This window comes from Prolixibacteraceae bacterium (assembly GCA_019856515.1).
GTDB classification, from domain to species: domain Bacteria; phylum Bacteroidota; class Bacteroidia; order Bacteroidales; family Prolixibacteraceae; genus Halosquirtibacter; species Halosquirtibacter xylanolyticus.
Genome location: CP082230.1, coordinates 5,131,138 through 5,147,527, shown reverse-complemented (window position 1 = coordinate 5,147,527; position 16,390 = coordinate 5,131,138). Strand labels below are relative to the sequence as shown.

The 16,390-nt window shown below is 34.5% G+C and carries 14 protein-coding genes, 1 tRNA gene and 1 other RNA gene; 12 read left to right on the top strand and 4 right to left on the bottom strand.

Translation table 11 applies throughout. The features are described 5' to 3' along the window. Window positions 1–8: 8 nt before the first annotated feature. A complete protein-coding gene (locus K5X82_18925; protein QZT37271.1) occupies window positions 9–1,094 on the top strand; it encodes a DUF2027 domain-containing protein in 1,086 nt (361 codons plus the stop codon). A 54-nt stretch (window positions 1,095–1,148) separates the two neighbouring features. Here the strand turns inward: K5X82_18925 and K5X82_18920 are convergent, their stop codons facing one another. Continuing rightward, a complete protein-coding gene (locus K5X82_18920; protein ID QZT37270.1) occupies window positions 1,149–2,477 on the bottom strand; it encodes an MATE family efflux transporter in 1,329 nt (442 codons plus the stop codon). A 374-nt stretch (window positions 2,478–2,851) separates the two neighbouring features. Here K5X82_18920 and K5X82_18915 point away from each other — a divergent pair, with 374 nt between their 5' ends. The 6 genes from K5X82_18915 (at window position 2,852) to K5X82_18890 (ending at window position 9,412) form a co-directional block, all read left to right on the top strand. Beyond that, entirely contained in the window at window positions 2,852–3,565 is a 714-nt protein-coding gene (locus K5X82_18915; protein ID QZT37269.1) for a WbqC family protein, read from the top strand. 19 nt (window positions 3,566–3,584) lie between these two features. Beyond that, window positions 3,585–4,715: a dTDP-4-amino-4,6-dideoxygalactose transaminase gene (rffA, locus tag K5X82_18910; GenBank protein QZT37268.1), complete on the top strand. Its 1,131-nt coding sequence runs from the start codon at window positions 3,585–3,587 to the stop codon at window positions 4,713–4,715. After that, the gene (locus K5X82_18905; GenBank protein ID QZT37267.1) at window positions 4,708–5,862 is read left to right on the top strand and encodes a TDP-N-acetylfucosamine:lipid II N-acetylfucosaminyltransferase; all 1,155 of its coding nucleotides are present in this window, start codon (window positions 4,708–4,710) and stop codon (window positions 5,860–5,862) included. The genes rffA and K5X82_18905 overlap by 8 nt, the downstream gene beginning before the upstream one ends. Before the next feature lie 227 nt (window positions 5,863–6,089). After that, window positions 6,090–7,292: an alpha/beta hydrolase gene (locus K5X82_18900; GenBank protein ID QZT37266.1), complete on the top strand. Its 1,203-nt coding sequence runs from the start codon at window positions 6,090–6,092 to the stop codon at window positions 7,290–7,292. A gap of 416 nt (window positions 7,293–7,708) precedes the next feature. Continuing rightward, a complete protein-coding gene (gene folD / locus K5X82_18895; GenBank protein ID QZT39162.1) occupies window positions 7,709–8,587 on the top strand; it encodes a bifunctional methylenetetrahydrofolate dehydrogenase/methenyltetrahydrofolate cyclohydrolase FolD in 879 nt (292 codons plus the stop codon). Between the two features lie 303 nt (window positions 8,588–8,890). Then, window positions 8,891–9,412 (top strand): nitroreductase family protein, encoded by a 522-nt coding sequence (locus K5X82_18890; protein ID QZT37265.1) that lies wholly within the window; start codon window positions 8,891–8,893, stop codon window positions 9,410–9,412. A 27-nt stretch (window positions 9,413–9,439) separates the two neighbouring features. Here K5X82_18890 and K5X82_18885 read toward each other — a convergent pair whose 3' ends face one another. Next, the gene (locus K5X82_18885; GenBank protein ID QZT37264.1) at window positions 9,440–10,666 is read right to left on the bottom strand and encodes a Y-family DNA polymerase; all 1,227 of its coding nucleotides are present in this window, start codon (window positions 10,664–10,666) and stop codon (window positions 9,440–9,442) included. Window positions 10,667–10,714: 48 nt separating this feature from the next. Beyond that, window positions 10,715–11,164, bottom strand: a complete 450-nt coding sequence (umuD, locus tag K5X82_18880) for a translesion error-prone DNA polymerase V autoproteolytic subunit (protein QZT37263.1) — start codon at window positions 11,162–11,164, stop codon at window positions 10,715–10,717. 185 nt (window positions 11,165–11,349) lie between these two features. Between umuD and K5X82_18875 the strand changes: the two genes are divergently transcribed. The 3 genes from K5X82_18875 (at window position 11,350) to K5X82_18865 (ending at window position 13,907) form a co-directional block, all read left to right on the top strand. Further along, window positions 11,350–12,093, top strand: a complete 744-nt coding sequence (locus K5X82_18875; protein ID QZT37262.1) for a transposase — start codon at window positions 11,350–11,352, stop codon at window positions 12,091–12,093. Window positions 12,094–12,112: 19 nt separating this feature from the next. After that, entirely contained in the window at window positions 12,113–13,147 is a 1,035-nt protein-coding gene (locus K5X82_18870; protein ID QZT37261.1) for an IS630 family transposase, read from the top strand. A 61-nt stretch (window positions 13,148–13,208) separates the two neighbouring features. Continuing rightward, window positions 13,209–13,907, top strand: coding sequence for a transposase (locus K5X82_18865; protein QZT37260.1), 699 nt, complete (start codon window positions 13,209–13,211; stop codon window positions 13,905–13,907). Between the two features lie 14 nt (window positions 13,908–13,921). Here K5X82_18865 and pckA read toward each other — a convergent pair whose 3' ends face one another. After that, window positions 13,922–15,529: a phosphoenolpyruvate carboxykinase (ATP) gene (gene pckA / locus K5X82_18860; protein QZT37259.1), complete on the bottom strand. Its 1,608-nt coding sequence runs from the start codon at window positions 15,527–15,529 to the stop codon at window positions 13,922–13,924. A gap of 564 nt (window positions 15,530–16,093) precedes the next feature. Between pckA and ffs the strand changes: the two genes are divergently transcribed. Continuing rightward, an RNA gene (gene ffs, locus K5X82_18855) (signal recognition particle sRNA small type) lies at window positions 16,094–16,193 on the top strand. Between the two features lies 1 nt (window position 16,194). Then, a tRNA-Thr gene (locus tag K5X82_18850) sits at window positions 16,195–16,268 on the top strand. The last annotated feature ends 122 nt before the right edge of the window (window positions 16,269–16,390 follow it).

Below are 16,390 nucleotides of genomic sequence, written 5' to 3'. Positions count from 1 at the left end.
AATATATTATGCAAATAAGAATCGGAGATAAAGTAAAGTTTCTAAACGATATAGGTGGTGGTACCGTTGTTTCTATTGTAAACGAAAAGATGGTTCATGTTGAAAATGAGGATGGTTTCGAAATTCCTGTAATGGTGAATGAATTAGTCATATCCAATGCAATGAATGAAGCGGACCTACTTGATGAAGAGAAAGACACACAAAATACTGCAATTGAAGACGATAGTGATTGGAGGTTTCAAGAAGAGATCCCCGACCTAAAAGGATTTGTTGAGATAAACATTCAAGAAAATAGTGTTGAACCAGAATATCATATGGCACTAATTCCAAATGATATTGATGCTCCAATCACCAAAGGTGTACAAGCATATCTTGTCAATGACTCAAACTTCACTCTTCTATTCCATTTCTCTAAACGAAATGGTCTTTACTATGAGACGATTGAAAGTGGTACACTCGAGCCAAACATGAGATTTAACTTAATGGAGCTTAAAGAACGTGATTTTGAAAAGAGACCTTCATTCTCATTTCAAATCATTCCATTTCGTAAACGAAATCAAGAGCTACCACCATTTCTTCATAAAGAAGTAACCATTGATCCAGTAAAGCTTCATAAAGAAGGAGCATTTATTAAAAACGACTTCTTTTCCAAGAAGGCCTATCTATTACAATTAAATGATCCGCAAATCAATAATATTGAACAAGCTTTAGAAAACATCTCTCAAAAAGAGATAAAGAAAGCTCTCAAATCACAAGGCGAGAATAAAAGTTCAAAAAAGATTATGGGTGCTATCGTACTACAGAATCTAGATATGCGTGAAATTGACCTACATATCAATGAACTATTAGACAACACCAATGGTCTGTCTAAAAGTGAGATGTTGAAACATCAACTAGACACTTTTCACCAAGAAGTTGAAAAAGCCATTAAAGATAAAGTTAAGAAAATTGTTTTCATCCATGGCAAAGGTAATGGAACACTAAAAACACAGATATACAAAGAACATCGAAAAAGATATGCAAAATATACGATACAAGATGCTTCATTCCAAAAATACGGATATGGTGCAACGCTAATTGTATTAAGAAAATAACCTTGTAAGCTATACAAAATTCATATTTTGTATAGCTTACTCACTTCTTCTTATCTATTTTGCAATCTTACCTCGCCATTTATTAGATGCATAATAGGTTCCAGCACCAATTGCACCTAACACCCACGATATAGGAAAACTAGCCCACAATCCATTGGGACCATAATGTTTTGAAAGAAATATTGCCAAAGGTATCCTAATAATCCACAAATTAATTAAAGTAATATACATTGGAATTAAAGTTGCCCCTGCTCCTCTGAGAAATCCGATATAGGCAAACATTAATGAAAATGCCCAATACATCAAACTACATATCCAAAGATAATTATATCCAATACGTATCACTTCTTGATCTTGAGTAAACCATGACATCACAAATTCACCAAACAAAAAAATCATCATTGCAATAATCAAGCAATAAACTCCTGAGAAGAGAATCGTACTCCTCAGCCCCTTTCGTGCTCTAAATTCTAAATTAGCCCCAAGGTTTTGTCCAACAAACGAAGATAAACCCGAAGCGAAAGTCAAGGCTGGCATTTTCACAAAAGCATCCACACGTACTGCTGCAGAATAAGCTGCTACGGTATTGGTCCCAAAACCATTTACCAAACGCATCATTACCAAAATACCTATAGCGACAAAAGCCTGCTGCAGTCCCGTTGGGAGCCCAATTCGAACGGATTCTTTAAAAACAGTTGTATTAAACACATACTTTCGAAAACCTAAGTTTATGATCTCATGAGTTCGATTCAAATGAACAATTGCACCAACCAACGCAACTCCTTGTGATAGTATCGTAGCAAAAGCCACTCCCTTTACACCCCATCCAAATACAACAATAAATATCACATCTAAAACAACATTTAGTATTGTGGCAATAATCATATATTTCATCGGAGTTTTTGAATCGCCAAGACCTCTCAAAATGGAAGAGATCCCATTAAAACAGAAAAACACAAACATCCCAGCCAAATAGATTTGAATATAAGACACTGCTGAGTCATGCAATTCTAAAGGTAGGCGCATCCAACGAAAAATAATTGGAGCCATCGGAATTCCAATTAACGAGATAACAACCGATGCTCCTAAGAAGAAGATGAAAATCGTATCAATAGCCTGCTTTACTTTTAACTCATCTTTAGCTCCAAAATATTGACTAATAACAATAGAAGCACCTGATCCTACTCCGATGATTAATGAGATCAAAGTGTATATTATCGGGAAAGATGCTCCAACAGCAGCCAATGCTTGTTTTCCGATAAAATTACCTACAATCGCACTATCGACTACATTATATAGATTCTGAAATATATTCGCTAAAATCAATGGCCAAACAAAGGTCAACAATAGTTTTGACTCATTTCCTTTTGTTAAATCCTGCATATATTAAAATTCATTTTATTTTACTGTCCTTCTCACCCATTATGGAAGTAATTCAAAGGTAACAACAATTCGATGATTGTTATGTTTTTAATCACCTCTTTTTAAAATCGGCAGCAAACACGTTATTCAAGGACACAGACATCGAGATCTATAAATAGTCTAATCCAAACAAAACTATCTCACAATGATGTCTCAAAAAAAAGACAACTATTACAGCAGATAAAATAACCTTTCATTATACTTTAATGCACAGATTCTCGTTTTTACATTGAACAATTTCACTGGGATGAAACGAGTATCAACAATTAATTCTATCTATTCAATTTGCATTGAAATTACTTCGATTCCTAAAAACAAACAAAGGTTCACAATTGATGAAAAAAATTGCAATACTACAATCAAACTATATTCCTTGGAAAGGATATTTTGATCTAATTAACATGGTCGATGAATTTATTATTTATGATGAGGTACAATATACCAAACAAGACTGGAGGAATCGCAATATTATAAAAACGCCTCATGGAACAAAATGGCTTACCATTCCATGTTCGATTAAGCATAAATCAACTCAACAAATAGATCAAACCATTGTTTCCAATAACGATTGGAGAAAGAAACATGTTAGCTTGTTAAAACAACACTACAAGAAATCGCCATTCTTCAAACAGGTCATGCCATGGCTTGAAGATGTCTACTTTAGCAATAATGATCAAAGAATATCAGCGATTAATATTCATTTTATTGAAGCAATCTGCAAACAACTAAATATTACAACTCCGATTGTTAAAAGTGATATCTACCCCTCTAATGGAGATAAAAATCATAAACTAATCCAAATATGTCAACTAGCAGAAGCAAATCAATATCTATGTGGTCCAGCAGCAAAGGTTTATATTGATACAGAGCTTTTTCTCTCACATGGAGTTGAATTGGAGTGGATGGATTATAGTAATTATCCAGAATATGATCAACTCTATTCTCCATTTACACATCAAGTCACTATTTTAGATTTAATGTTTCATGTAGGTATAGAAGACACACCTAAATATTTGAAGTCATTAACTTCTCAGCAACCTCAAAAATAATCCTGCAAATAGACTTAAAATGATTACGTTCAACAAACCATATGCAACAGGAAAAGAGCTTACATATATTAACCAAGCCATTACCAAAGGGCATATTAGTGGCAATGGGTTATTTACTCAATGGTGTAATACCTTCTTTTGTGAAATGCTAAATGCACCCAAAGCATTGTTAACTCATAGCTGTACAGCCGCCCTAGAAATGTGTGCAATTCTTTTAAACATTCAACCAGGCGATGAAATTATCATCCCCTCTTTTACGTTTGTCTCAACGGCATTGGCTTTTACCCGAATGGGAGCAAAAATTGTATATATCGATTCAGAAGAGAACACGCCGAACTTAGATGCGACAAAGCTAGAGAAGTATATCACAGGTAGAACTAAAGCAATTGTGGTTGTACATTATGCAGGGGTAGCATGTGATATGGATTTCATTATGTCTTTAGCAGACAAATATCAATTATGGGTAGTTGAAGATGCTGCTCAAGCAATTGGCTCATACTATAAAGGACAGACACTTGGAGCTATTGGACACCTATCAACCTTCTCCTTTCATGAAACCAAAAACATACAATGCGGAGAAGGTGGCATGTTGGTAATCAATGATCCTAAATTCGCGGAAAGAGCTGAGATTATCTGGGAAAAAGGGACAAATAGAGCACGTTTTTTCAGAGGTGAGATTGACAAATACACATGGGTTGACACAGGATCATCCTATTTGCCATCTGACATGAATGCAGCCTATTTAAAAGCACAGTTAGAATTACTGGATGATATTCAATCACGACGAATTCATCTATCAACATTATATAATAAAAACCTCAATGTTTTAGTCAAACAAAAAAAAATAAAGGTTATTTCATTTCCACCCTATGCTACAAATAATGGACATATCTTCTATCTTATATGCAAAGATCTAGACGAACGCACTCGTCTTATTGAATATCTTAAACACGAAAATATTCAATCTGTATTTCATTATTTAGGATTACATAATAGTCCCTATATGCTTACAATAGATAACCCCACGAAACAAAGTCTGGCTCAATGTCAAACATATGCTGACACACTACTTCGATTACCACTATACTATGAACTTACCCCGCAAGAGATTCAATATATATCAAGTAAAATAATTGATTTCTATGGATAAAAAGATATTACATATTGCAATGGATGATAAATTCATTAATGCATCCCAATGGGTTTTTGATAAAGCGTTTCCCTCACAAAATGATTTGATCATTTGTATTAAAGAGGAAAAAGAAGTGATAAACCATATCTACCCAGAATATGTGATGAATTTTGTGCTATTTAATAAACTAAATCAACACCTTACTTCAATCATAGAGAACTATCATTGGGTAGTACTTCACAGCTTATCATTCGAGTTTAGCCAGATCGTTCTAAACTTTACAAAAGCCACATTTATCTGGAGCTATTTCGGTTATGAGGTATATCGTAATACAGTCATGTCTATTCATGAATCCTATGGCAAAAAGACAGAGGAACTAATCACCTCCTCTTACAAAATGAAAATTAGGGAGTTTATTCGAAAACAATATTACAGACTCCACTATGGTATTAATTCTCCTGATCAAGGAGTTCTTGAAGCCTCGAAACATATCTCCTATTTTGCAACTCCAATAAGAGAGGAGTACGAAATGCTTATTGAGAAAGGGATCCTATCGAAATCATGCCAATGGATAAACTTCAGCTATTACCCAATGGAATTTATCTTTGATAAACAGATCGATATGCTGGTCTGTGGGAACAATATTCTTTTAGGTAATTCAGCTTTTCATAGCAATAACCATATTGAGGCGATAGAAATGATTAAATCACTATCTCTACAAAAGAATCAAAAAATTATTACTCCACTTAGTTATGGTGATACACAATATGCAAAGACAATTGAAACCATTGGCATACAAAAACTCTCGGGGCATTTTGAACCATTAAATGATTTTATGGCGCTTGACCAATACAACAAGACTTTGCAAAGCTGTGGATTCGTAGTGATGAACCACTACAGACAACAAGCCTTGGGAAATATCTTGGCATCACTATGGATGGGGGCTAAAGTTTTCCTTGATAATAGGAATAATATTTATAAATATCTTAAAAGAATTGGAGTAAAAGTTTTTCTTATCCATCAGTTAAAAAAAGAGACAATCCAATGGGAAAGATTGCCTATTGAAGATGTAAGATCAAACAGAGAGGTATTAATCAAACACCTATCAAAAGATGTAATTATTCATTCGCTTCAACATCATTGGAACCAATCAATTCTTAAATAAGCACTATTCTAATTATGTAATTTATATCCACCGAACACAAAATCACACCAATCAACTCATAATAAGCAAATTACCAAAGCATCAATTTTGTCATTTATCTAGATATTACCTCTTACAGACTAAAATATCGCAAAGAAGCAGACCATTCTAACAAATGGGTTTTGCATTACAGTGAACTCTTTGTTTAGTTTTGAATTCTTTATTTAACAAAAAACAAGTTCAATTCTATGAAATATTATAAGATGACATACAAGATCTATTTTCTTGCCATAGCCTTTATTAGCATATTATCTTTTAGCTCTTGCTCAAAAGATGATAAAGCCAAATTAAACACCAATTACGATAAATCTGATTTAATTCAGTCTGTTAACAAAGAGGTTTCTAGAGGCCTTCTTGCAGTAAATCCAGTGGTAGGTAAAAATGCAAATAATTTACCTTTAAATGACATCGATATATATAAAATAATATATACCACAAAGAATTACGATGGAAAAGATGTAAAAGTTTCTGGTGCACTTCTTGTTCCTAAAACAAACCTACCCTTAACATTGATTTCATACCAACATGGAACAATATGGAAAGAGAGTGACACCCCTTCTGAGTATGACACTGGGAAAGAAATCAAGATGTTAGCTACTCCTTTAGCAAGTATGGGGTTTGCTGTTGCCGTACCAGATTATATTGGTTATGGTGCCTCATTAGATCACATGCATCCTTATGAACATGCTCAGACGTTAGCTCAAACTTCTTATGATATGATTGAGGCAAGTAGGGATTTCTTAAAGGATAAGAAGGTCCTACTAAATAACAAATTGATTCTTACAGGATATTCTGAAGGAGGATCGGCAACGATGGCCTTACATAAATATATGGAAGAAAATACTAATGACCCAATTACACTAAGTATTCCAGCTTCTGGAGCATACAATAAAACGGCATCAAACATTGCTTTTGCTCAGGAACAAAAACAATCTTTAATGACCAAATATTTTTTATGGATTGTAAACGGGTATAACCAAATTTACAATTTGAATATCTCATGGAGTGAACTTCTTAATACTCCATCTGATAAATTAATGGCTGATCTTCGATCAAACCTCGACATTGAGACGTTAAATGTTCCAATGGAACCATCAAAACTATTAACTCCGACATTCTCTGAAGCACTAATTACAGGAAATAATAAAGCGATTGCCGATGCAGTGAAGGACAACGATCGATGGGAGTGGACCCCCAAACAACCAATGATGATTTTCTATAGTAGCACTGATAATATCGTGAATCCAATCAATGCATCAACTGCAATCCAACATATGCAATCAAATCATGCTCCTGTACAAGCAATAAAAGTAGATGGATTTGATCACTTCCAAGCTTTTGGAGCATATATGGCAACACTATTAAAAGTATTACCAAACTATCAAAAATAAGAGATCAATAATGTGATAGTTTGTGAAAGACACTAGTATTTAGCTAGTGTCTTTTTTTGCTATAACAATTCTCTGATTTCTCAAATAATGTTACATACACAAACCAGAAAGATGAAATAAGGACCTTCTATCTGACCTAAATGTAAAAAATACACTCTTATTTTCTTTAAAATACTTACGAATAAAATTACACGATGCTATTTTTGTATCTTCATAAATAAAAATACCAATCCTATTTTTAAATGGACCTTTAGTGACTACAAACATATTTTGTTTTGATAAGATTTAAAAGTGAAGACATCGCAGTCTTAGCATGGTTATATCTTCAAAGCTGTATTGACAAAAAAGAAACTAAGAGCAAGGAACATTTCGATCTAGTATTCGTATATGTAGCACAAATACCATTTCTTTTTACCATGATACGATTAGATGGAAAACAAACATCTGCAACCTTAAAAAAGGAAATCGCAGAACAAGTGGAAAAATTAATAACAGATGGAGGAAAACGTCCACACCTCGCAGCAATTTTAGTGGGAAATGATGGAGCAAGCGAAACGTATGTAGCAAGTAAAGTAAAAGCATGTCAAGAGGTTGGATTTAAATCCACTCTTCACCGCTATGACACATCCGTTACAGAAGCCGAATTATTATCTAAAATACAGAAAATCAATGAGGATAGCGACATTGATGGATTAATTGTACAGCTTCCACTTCCAAAACACATTTCAGAAGAGAAGATTACGGAGAGAATCAATCCAAGTAAAGATGTTGATGGATTTCACCCTCAAAATATGGGACGTCTTGCCCTAGGGTCTCCCTGTTTTGTTTCTGCGACTCCACACGGTATTATGGAACTTATCGCTCGTTATAATATTGAAACAAGTGGAAAGAAGTGTGTAGTGATTGGCCGAAGCAATATTGTAGGTAGACCAATGAGTATCCTAATGTCACAAAAAGGTATTGACACAACAGTTACATTATGTCATAGTCGTACACAAAACCTTAAAGAAGTCTGCCTTGAAGCAGATATCATTATTGCTGCCTTAGGTAAAGCCCAATTCTTAAAAGCAGACATGGTAAAAGAGGGAGCAACGGTAATTGATGTAGGTATAACTCGAGTTCCTTCGGAGCATACTAAATCAGGGTGGAAACTGCTAGGTGATGTAGACTTTGACACTGTAGCCCCTAAATGTAGTTTTATTACTCCTGTTCCTGGTGGTGTTGGACCAATGACTATTGCATCACTGTTATTCAACACACTAAAATCAGCAAAAAAAGAGATTTATAATTTATAATGGAGACAAATCAGGCTGTTTCTGCACCATCTATACCAACCAATTCGACTTTAAAACAAGTGATGAATAATTACAAATAAATTTTCTTGCGATGAGGTAGAGATAAATGCAACCCAAACAGTTTGTAATGAATAAAACTACAATCTAAACAACTCTATTTTTAAATATAAGATCAATAACTACAGTTAAATTTTGTATAAACAAAAGCGTGTAGGTATCCCCTTATTTAATTATAGAGTTGTATAAGCTTTTCTTTGAAACAAACCACCTTAGTTAACTGTTATCTGTAAAAATTGAGTACTTATGAACAACGTTCTTACAACTATTCTTGAGAGAGTTAGTGTACGCTCTTTTAAAGAAGACAAGGTTCCAAGAGAAGACCTTGAACTAATGATCAAAGCAGGAATGGCAGCTCCATCTGCAGTAAACAAACAACCGTGGGAATTTATCATTGTTGATTCCTCTGCATTACTCTTTGAACTAGGCTCTTTTTTGCCTTATGCCAAGATGACTAAATTTGCTCCCGCAGCAATTGTTGTTTGTGGTAACCAAAAGAACATGCTAGATGGGTGGGAAGAGTCGTTTTGGGTACAAGATTGTAGTGCCGCAACCCAAAATATTCTATTAACAGTAGAATCACTATCATATGGAGCAGTATGGACCGCAATCTATCCAGATATGACGAGAATACATATTGTAAAGCGCATCTTAGATCTTCCCCATCATATCATTCCGTTGAATGTTATACCAATAGGTATACCAGAACAGAATTATAATCACAAGGATAAGTTTGATCCTTCAAAGATTCATTATAATCGATGGTAATCAACACAACCAAAAGAACAATTTAAATCACGAAGGGTCTCCTATAATTAACAGGTCATTCCAACGCGTAGTATATCTGGGACTTCGTTTTTCATTACTGGAGTCCCCTTTATATTGCCTTCCTAAACGAATAGTTTCCTTTCCTAACGTTTTACTCAAATGATCCCAGGCAGTGAAAAGATCATCATACTTTACCATTCTATTTCCTGTAAACAAATCCATCTGTAATATATTTTTATCAATAAAATCAGATACAATCACTCCTGCTTTCTTATAATGATAACCTTCGACAAAGATTTCATCAATCAATTGTGAAACGGTACTTGATAATAACATTGTATCATGCGTTGCAGAAATAAAACGATAAAAACCACTTCGATAATACTGAGGAAGATCTGTTCGATTCCTATTGGTTGCAATAAACACCTTCACCTCATAAGCACATATTCCCTCATTTCGTAGCTTTTCAGCACAGCGCACACTAAAATTTGCAATACGTGAAGTCAGCTCCTCTTTATCCGTCACCATATGATAAAACGTACGGGTACTAGAGATACTCTTCCTCTTTGGAGGTTGATTTTCTAACATAAAACAAGATGAGCCAAGTAACTCATGTTTAGACCTCAAGGATTGAATAGATCCAGTCTTACGAACCACATAATCACTCAACTGAATAAAATCATAAGCAGTGGATACCCCTAAATAATTAAACCTCTTAGATAACTGTCGACCAATACCCCAAATATCGTCGAGTGAAGTCCACTTTAATGCTTTCTCCTCTAACAAATCATTTTTGAGAATATGTACACCATTGAGTTGATCAAATTTTTTGGCAATATTAGAAGCCACCTTAGCAAGTGTCTTTGTTCTACCAACACCAATACTCACTGGAATGCCAACCCATTTTAATATTTTTGTTCGAATATGTTCACACAGCTGGGCAATCCTCTCTTCAGAGATACCTTCGAATCCAACAAAAGCCTCATCAATAGAATACAGTTCGACCAAAGGTAGTTCTGATGAAATTATTTTCATAACCCGATCACTAATATCTCCATATAAAACATAATTTGATGAGAACAGGTGAACTTTATTCTTTTCAACTAAATCACGATATTTAAAGACTGGAGCTCCCATTGGAACCCCCAATTTCTTTACTTCATTAGATCTAGCAACAATACACCCATCATTATTGGATAAAACAGCGACTGGCTTTCCGTCCAACGAGGGGTCAAACAATCGCTCGCAACTCACATAAAAATTATTGCAATCAATTAAACCAACATATGACATAACATGAAACTATATGACCTTCTTAATAACATATGAAACAACACCCCAAACAATAAAGTTATTTTCCTTTGTTACAAGTAGTTTTTCAAAAGATTTATTCTCAGGAACCAACCAACAGCAATCGGCTTCAATCAAAACCCTTTTTACCGTAAATTCGCCATCAATAAAACACACTGCTATTTGATTATTTTTCAACTCGATACTCCGATCAATAACCAAAACATCACCATCCAATAGATCTGCATCCATCATAGAATCACCCTTCACCCTTGCATAAAATGTTGCCTCTGGATGTGACACCAACTCTTTATTAAGGTCGATCTTCAGTTCCATATAATCTGTTGCTGGAGAGGGAAACCCGGCAACAATATCCCCTATAAATGGCAACTCATTTGGAGTCGAAATATCAGGAATATAAATATCTAACGCAAATAACTTCTCCTCCTCTTTATCTCTCATTTGTCAAAAATATAGAGATCCTACTACTTCTCCAAATAGTTAAAAACAACACTTCACGATATCTCAATAACTGATGTTTCCCATGTAGGCTAACATCTTGATTTACAGCATAAAAAGAAGCATGTTTATTTTGATAATTCATTAATTATCAGTAAATTAATGTTGTTCCAATAACCAAATAAATCATGCTTCAGAATAAAAGTACAAAAGTTTTTTCAGAGACACAGAGTTTTTTCAGTTCAAGTGAAAAAGGAATTAATCGAATTATTAGCCTTTACAAGTTACTCAACTTAAGACAACTGAAATTAGGAAATAAAGAGTTGCCTCAGTCTACTTACTTCAAAGGTGACATACTATTAGGCTTACTACTTTTCCCAATTTTCTCTATCCCTAATATTTATAGCTACAGTAAGCATTATCTATCAGAGATGTTAGAAGCACAAAAGAATACATTCTATCGATTTAAAAATAACAGCCAGATAGATTGGCGTACTATAGTTTCATCATGTAATAATAAACTCTTTGGTCAAATAGCCAAAAACTCTCACTCTGATGACTGTAATCAAGCAGAAAGATGCTTAATTATTGACGATACTGATTTTGAGAAGTCTACCTACAAAACTGAACATGTTAGTAAAATATGGTCGCATGTAACCCATCGTTATATATTTGGTTTTAAAGGATTATTTCTAGGTTTATGGGATGGCAAAAGCTATTTTACATTGGACTTCTCTCTACATAAAGAAAGAGGGAAGAATAAAAAGACTCCATTTGGACTCACTGCCAAACAACGTAAAAAACAGTTCTCAAAGAAACGATCAACAAAGAGTAATGGGTTTAACCGAGAGAAAGAACTCGTTATTGATAAAATAACGATGGCAAAAGAGATGATGGTAAATGCTATCAACCCGACGGTATTATATCGATAATATTTACTATCTTTATTCCATGGAAAAAATAGACTATCGAACGCTACCTGAATCGGAACGCCTCATTCAAAGAAAGAATGCGATTCGTTTAATAAAAATGGGTAAAAAGAAGCAAGATGTAGCAAAACTTCTTGGAGTTCGAGCCACTACAATATCTTCTTGGGTAAAGAAAAACAAAGCTAATGGTCTTTCAGGATTACAATCAAAGAAGAAAGGTGTAAAATCAGAAGATTTAAAGTTGCTTACCCTAGAACAAGAAAAACTAATACAGAGTCTAATTCTTGATAAGATGCCCGACCAGTTAAAGCTAAACTTTGCTTTATGGACAAGAAAGGCTGTACAGGAACTTATTCTAGATCAATTTGGTATAGTTATAGCAATAACTACTACTGGCGACTATCTACGTCGTTGGGGATTTACCCCACAAAAGCCAAAAAAGAGAGCTTATGAGCAAAACTCTGTAGCTGTTCAAAAGTGGCTAGATGAAGACTATCCCTCTATCGCAAGAAAAGCAAAAGCTGAAAATGCCGAAATACATTGGGGAGATGAAACGGGGGTCAAAAACAACTGCAACCATGGACGTAGTTATTCCCTAAAAGGGAGAACTCCTGTAAAAAAGAGTATGTCTAAAAAATTCTCTATTAACCTGATTTCTACAGTAACAAATCAAGGTAAAGTTCAATTTATGATCTACTCTGGTTCGATGAATTCAGACCGATTAATTGAATTTATGACACAACTTATAAAGACTTCTAAAAAGAAAATATTTTTGATATTAGACAATCTTAAAGTACACCATAGTAAGATCGTAAAAGAATGGGTATCTGACAATAAGAATAAAATAGAACTCTTTTTCTTACCATCATACTCTCCTGATAGAAATCCAGATGAATTTCTGAATTGCGATTTGAAACAAGGTTTATCTATGAAGCCCTCACCTAGAACACAAGAGAAGTTAACCCAAAATGTCAAAGATCATATGACTATGCTTAAAGAATCACCTTATAGAGTGAAAAAATACTTTAAAGCTGATAGCATTAAATACGCAGCTTAAAATAACGTTAAATTACCGTCGGGTTAATATTAAACAAGGAATTACAGTAGACTACATACTTATGGACAGTTGGTTCTTCTGTGATTCAATATTAAAAACTGTGATCTCTAATGGTATGCATCTTGTTGCAATGGCTAAGATGTCTAGTGCTAAATATTCTTTCAAAGACAAAGAATATAGCACCAAAGAACTTGCTCTCTTACTTAAACAGCGAAAGAGAGTAAAATGGGTAAAGTCACTTAGTCTATATTGTGCAGAAGTCACAGTGAAATATAAAGGTACAGATGTAAAACTATTCTTTTGCAAGAACAGTAAGCGAGGGAAATGGCATTTATTGGTATCTTCAAATACAAAGCTGAGCATAGAGAAAGCTTATCAGATATATAGTATTAGATGGAGTATTGAGGTCTTTTTTAAGGAATCAAAGAACTATTTTGGTTTAGGAAAATCTCAATCGAGTGATTTTGATGCTCAAATAGCAGATCTATCTGTAGCTATTATTGAGTTTAACGTTTTTAGTTTAGCAAAAAGGTTCGAGGCATATGAGACGCTAGGTGGAATCTTTGCTCATGTAAAAGATCAAGGAATGGAACTTGTAATAGTACAACGAATTTGGGGTTTTATCCTCGAATTGATGAGAACTCTCGCAGAAATCATCGATAGTGATTTTAATGAATTGATAATCAGTGTACTTAAAAATAAACCCGAAAATAATAAATTCTTTAGGCTCATTGAATCAATGGTTTATGAACCTGAATAAAGACATGGGAAACATCAGTCAATAATTGGCCCTCCATTAATAATCCATGAGTATGGTGTAATATCTTGATATTTGTTGAAATTTTCAATAAAATCTTCACCCAATTGAAATGCTCGACTCTCCCAATCATGTTTCTGTTCATAACAATTTCGAGGATCTAAGATGGCTGTATTTAGACCATCTATATATCGAGGAATTCTAAGGTTAAAAATTGGCAACAATTCAAATTCACTATTGTTCACCTCTTCAGACAAAGCCCATTGAACAATACGCCGTGTATCCGACAACAAATAACGCTCTCCATTTCCATCCCAGCCACTGTTAACCAGAAATACTTCTGTTTTATGTACTCTTATCTTCTCCAACAGTAACGATGCATAAGTCATTGGGGGTAATGATAAAAATGCAGCTCCATAGCAAGCAGAAAAGGTTGGAATAGGACTCAGCACCCCTTGCTCAGTTCCAGATACTTTAGAAGTATAACCAGACAGAAAATGATATAAAAATTGTGTTTCAGTAAGCTTCGAGATAGGAGGAAAAACACCAAAAGCATCTGCCGTTAACAACACAATCTTATTTGGATGCCCTAAGGACTGTTGTAAAGACGCAAGATGATCAATATGATATATAGGATAAGATACACGTCCATTTTCAGTCTTATGAACATCATAAAAATCAACTTGACCATCTTCTAATACCGTTACATTCTCCAATAAAGCATCTCTTCTAATAGCATGAAAGATCTCTGGTTCTTTTTCCAAACTTAATCTAGCAGTCTTTGCATAGCACCCACCCTCTAAGTTAAATACACCTCGATCACACCAAGCATGTTCATCATCACCAATAAGCTCCCTGTGATCATCCGTTGACAATGTCGTTTTTCCAGTGCCAGACAGTCCAAAAAACAGTGCAACATCATCTTTTTCACCCTGATTAGCAGCACAGTGCATTGTCGGAATCCCCTCTAATGGAAGAAAATAGTTCATCATCGAGAAAACTCCTTTTTTAATCTCTCCACCATACCAGGTTCCTCCAATTACCTGCACCCCCTGCTCAAAATTAAAAGCAACAAAATTCTCTGAATTAAGTCCCTGTTTTTTCCACTCCCTATTCACTACCCGACTTGCACACAACACCAAAAAATCGGGTTCATCAAATTGCCTCAACTCCTCTTTATTTGGACGGACAAACATATTTAAAGCAAAATGTGCCTGCCATGCAATCTCGGTGACAACACGAACTTTTCGTCTATTTTGCGGATCCATTCCACAAAACACGTCTACAACATAAAGATACTTTCCATCTAAATATGTCGTTACTAAATCTAACAGACAGGACCAAATCTCAGGACTTATTGGCTTATTATCATTTGGGTATGACTGACTCGTCCACCAAACACGATGATCAGTATGATGATCCATTAATATATACTTGTCTTTAGGCGTTCGACCAGTAAAAACACCTGTATCCACACTAACCGCACCCAATGAAGTTACCACACCTCGTTCTTGTTCATCTAATGCAGGATCACACTCTAATATAAACAATTCGTCATATGTAGGTTGATGAACAATCGTCGTTGTGCTACCAATTCCAAATTCAGAAAGATATGAGTGCGTCATAATACAAGGTATTTAATGAAGAAATATTACCTTAAGAACAACAAAGAGAGAAGAAAAGTTTTATTAAAAAACCCTCAAACAAGAAACAAAAAATTTATATAGGAAAGTAAAGAAAAAGCAATCAAGATGTTTCTCATTTGAGGGATAAAACAAATATAATAAAAATTAACACACAAAACAATCTAAACAAGTCTTTTATTAAAATAACATAACGATAATATCAAAAACAACGAAGGCTCTAAATCTACAAACAAACTAGACTGTAAATCATATCATTATTATACAAACAATAAAAATTAACACTCTAGAAACAGTAAGATATAAGTACACACATAAACTCCCAACAGTTCAATAGCCATACCGGAAACAATGAAGATATTGAATACTATATTTTAAAACTCAACATAAAACACAAAGTGTTTATTTATGACTATTAAGCCCAGAATCAAAAACAATCTGATTATCAACAATAAAGATCATCTCTCTATAAATCTCCATGAAAAACATTTATTTTTTTCATGGAATTATTTGTAAATATCATCAGAGGTATTACTTTTGTTCCCCGGGTGAGTGCTACACGACATGCTCCTACTGAAACTCCCCAGGGTCGGAAGGCAGCAAGGATAGGTGGTTGTAGCAGTGCGATGTAGTTAGCTCGCCCACATGCCGAATTAGCTCAGTTGGCCAGAGCACGTGATTTGTAATCTCGGGGTCATCAGTTCGAATCTGATATTCGGCTCAACAAAAAGACTGTCTTTTAAAGGCAGTCTTTTTTCATATCTGTAACACCTAAATAGACTTATCTAACAGGTTAAAATCAAACTACCTGTAACCTAAAATATAGTACTTGTACTATAATTC

Coding starts and splice junctions, on each gene's coding strand:
- K5X82_18925 (QZT37271.1), top strand. CDS start 9: ATGCAAATAAGAATCGGAGATAAAGTAAAGTTTCTAAACGATATAGGT.
- K5X82_18920 (QZT37270.1), bottom strand. CDS start 2,477: ATGCAGGATTTAACAAAAGGAAATGAGTCAAAACTATTGTTGACCTTT.
- K5X82_18915 (QZT37269.1), top strand. CDS start 2,852: ATGAAAAAAATTGCAATACTACAATCAAACTATATTCCTTGGAAAGGA.
- rffA (QZT37268.1), top strand. CDS start 3,585: ATGATTACGTTCAACAAACCATATGCAACAGGAAAAGAGCTTACATAT.
- K5X82_18905 (QZT37267.1), top strand. CDS start 4,708: ATGGATAAAAAGATATTACATATTGCAATGGATGATAAATTCATTAAT.
- K5X82_18900 (QZT37266.1), top strand. CDS start 6,090: ATGAAATATTATAAGATGACATACAAGATCTATTTTCTTGCCATAGCC.
- folD (QZT39162.1), top strand. CDS start 7,709: ATGATACGATTAGATGGAAAACAAACATCTGCAACCTTAAAAAAGGAA.
- K5X82_18890 (QZT37265.1), top strand. CDS start 8,891: ATGAACAACGTTCTTACAACTATTCTTGAGAGAGTTAGTGTACGCTCT.
- umuD (QZT37263.1), bottom strand. CDS start 11,164: ATGAGAGATAAAGAGGAGGAGAAGTTATTTGCGTTAGATATTTATATT.
- K5X82_18875 (QZT37262.1), top strand. CDS start 11,350: ATGCTTCAGAATAAAAGTACAAAAGTTTTTTCAGAGACACAGAGTTTT.
- K5X82_18870 (QZT37261.1), top strand. CDS start 12,113: ATGGAAAAAATAGACTATCGAACGCTACCTGAATCGGAACGCCTCATT.
- K5X82_18865 (QZT37260.1), top strand. CDS start 13,209: ATGGACAGTTGGTTCTTCTGTGATTCAATATTAAAAACTGTGATCTCT.
- pckA (QZT37259.1), bottom strand. CDS start 15,529: ATGACGCACTCATATCTTTCTGAATTTGGAATTGGTAGCACAACGACG.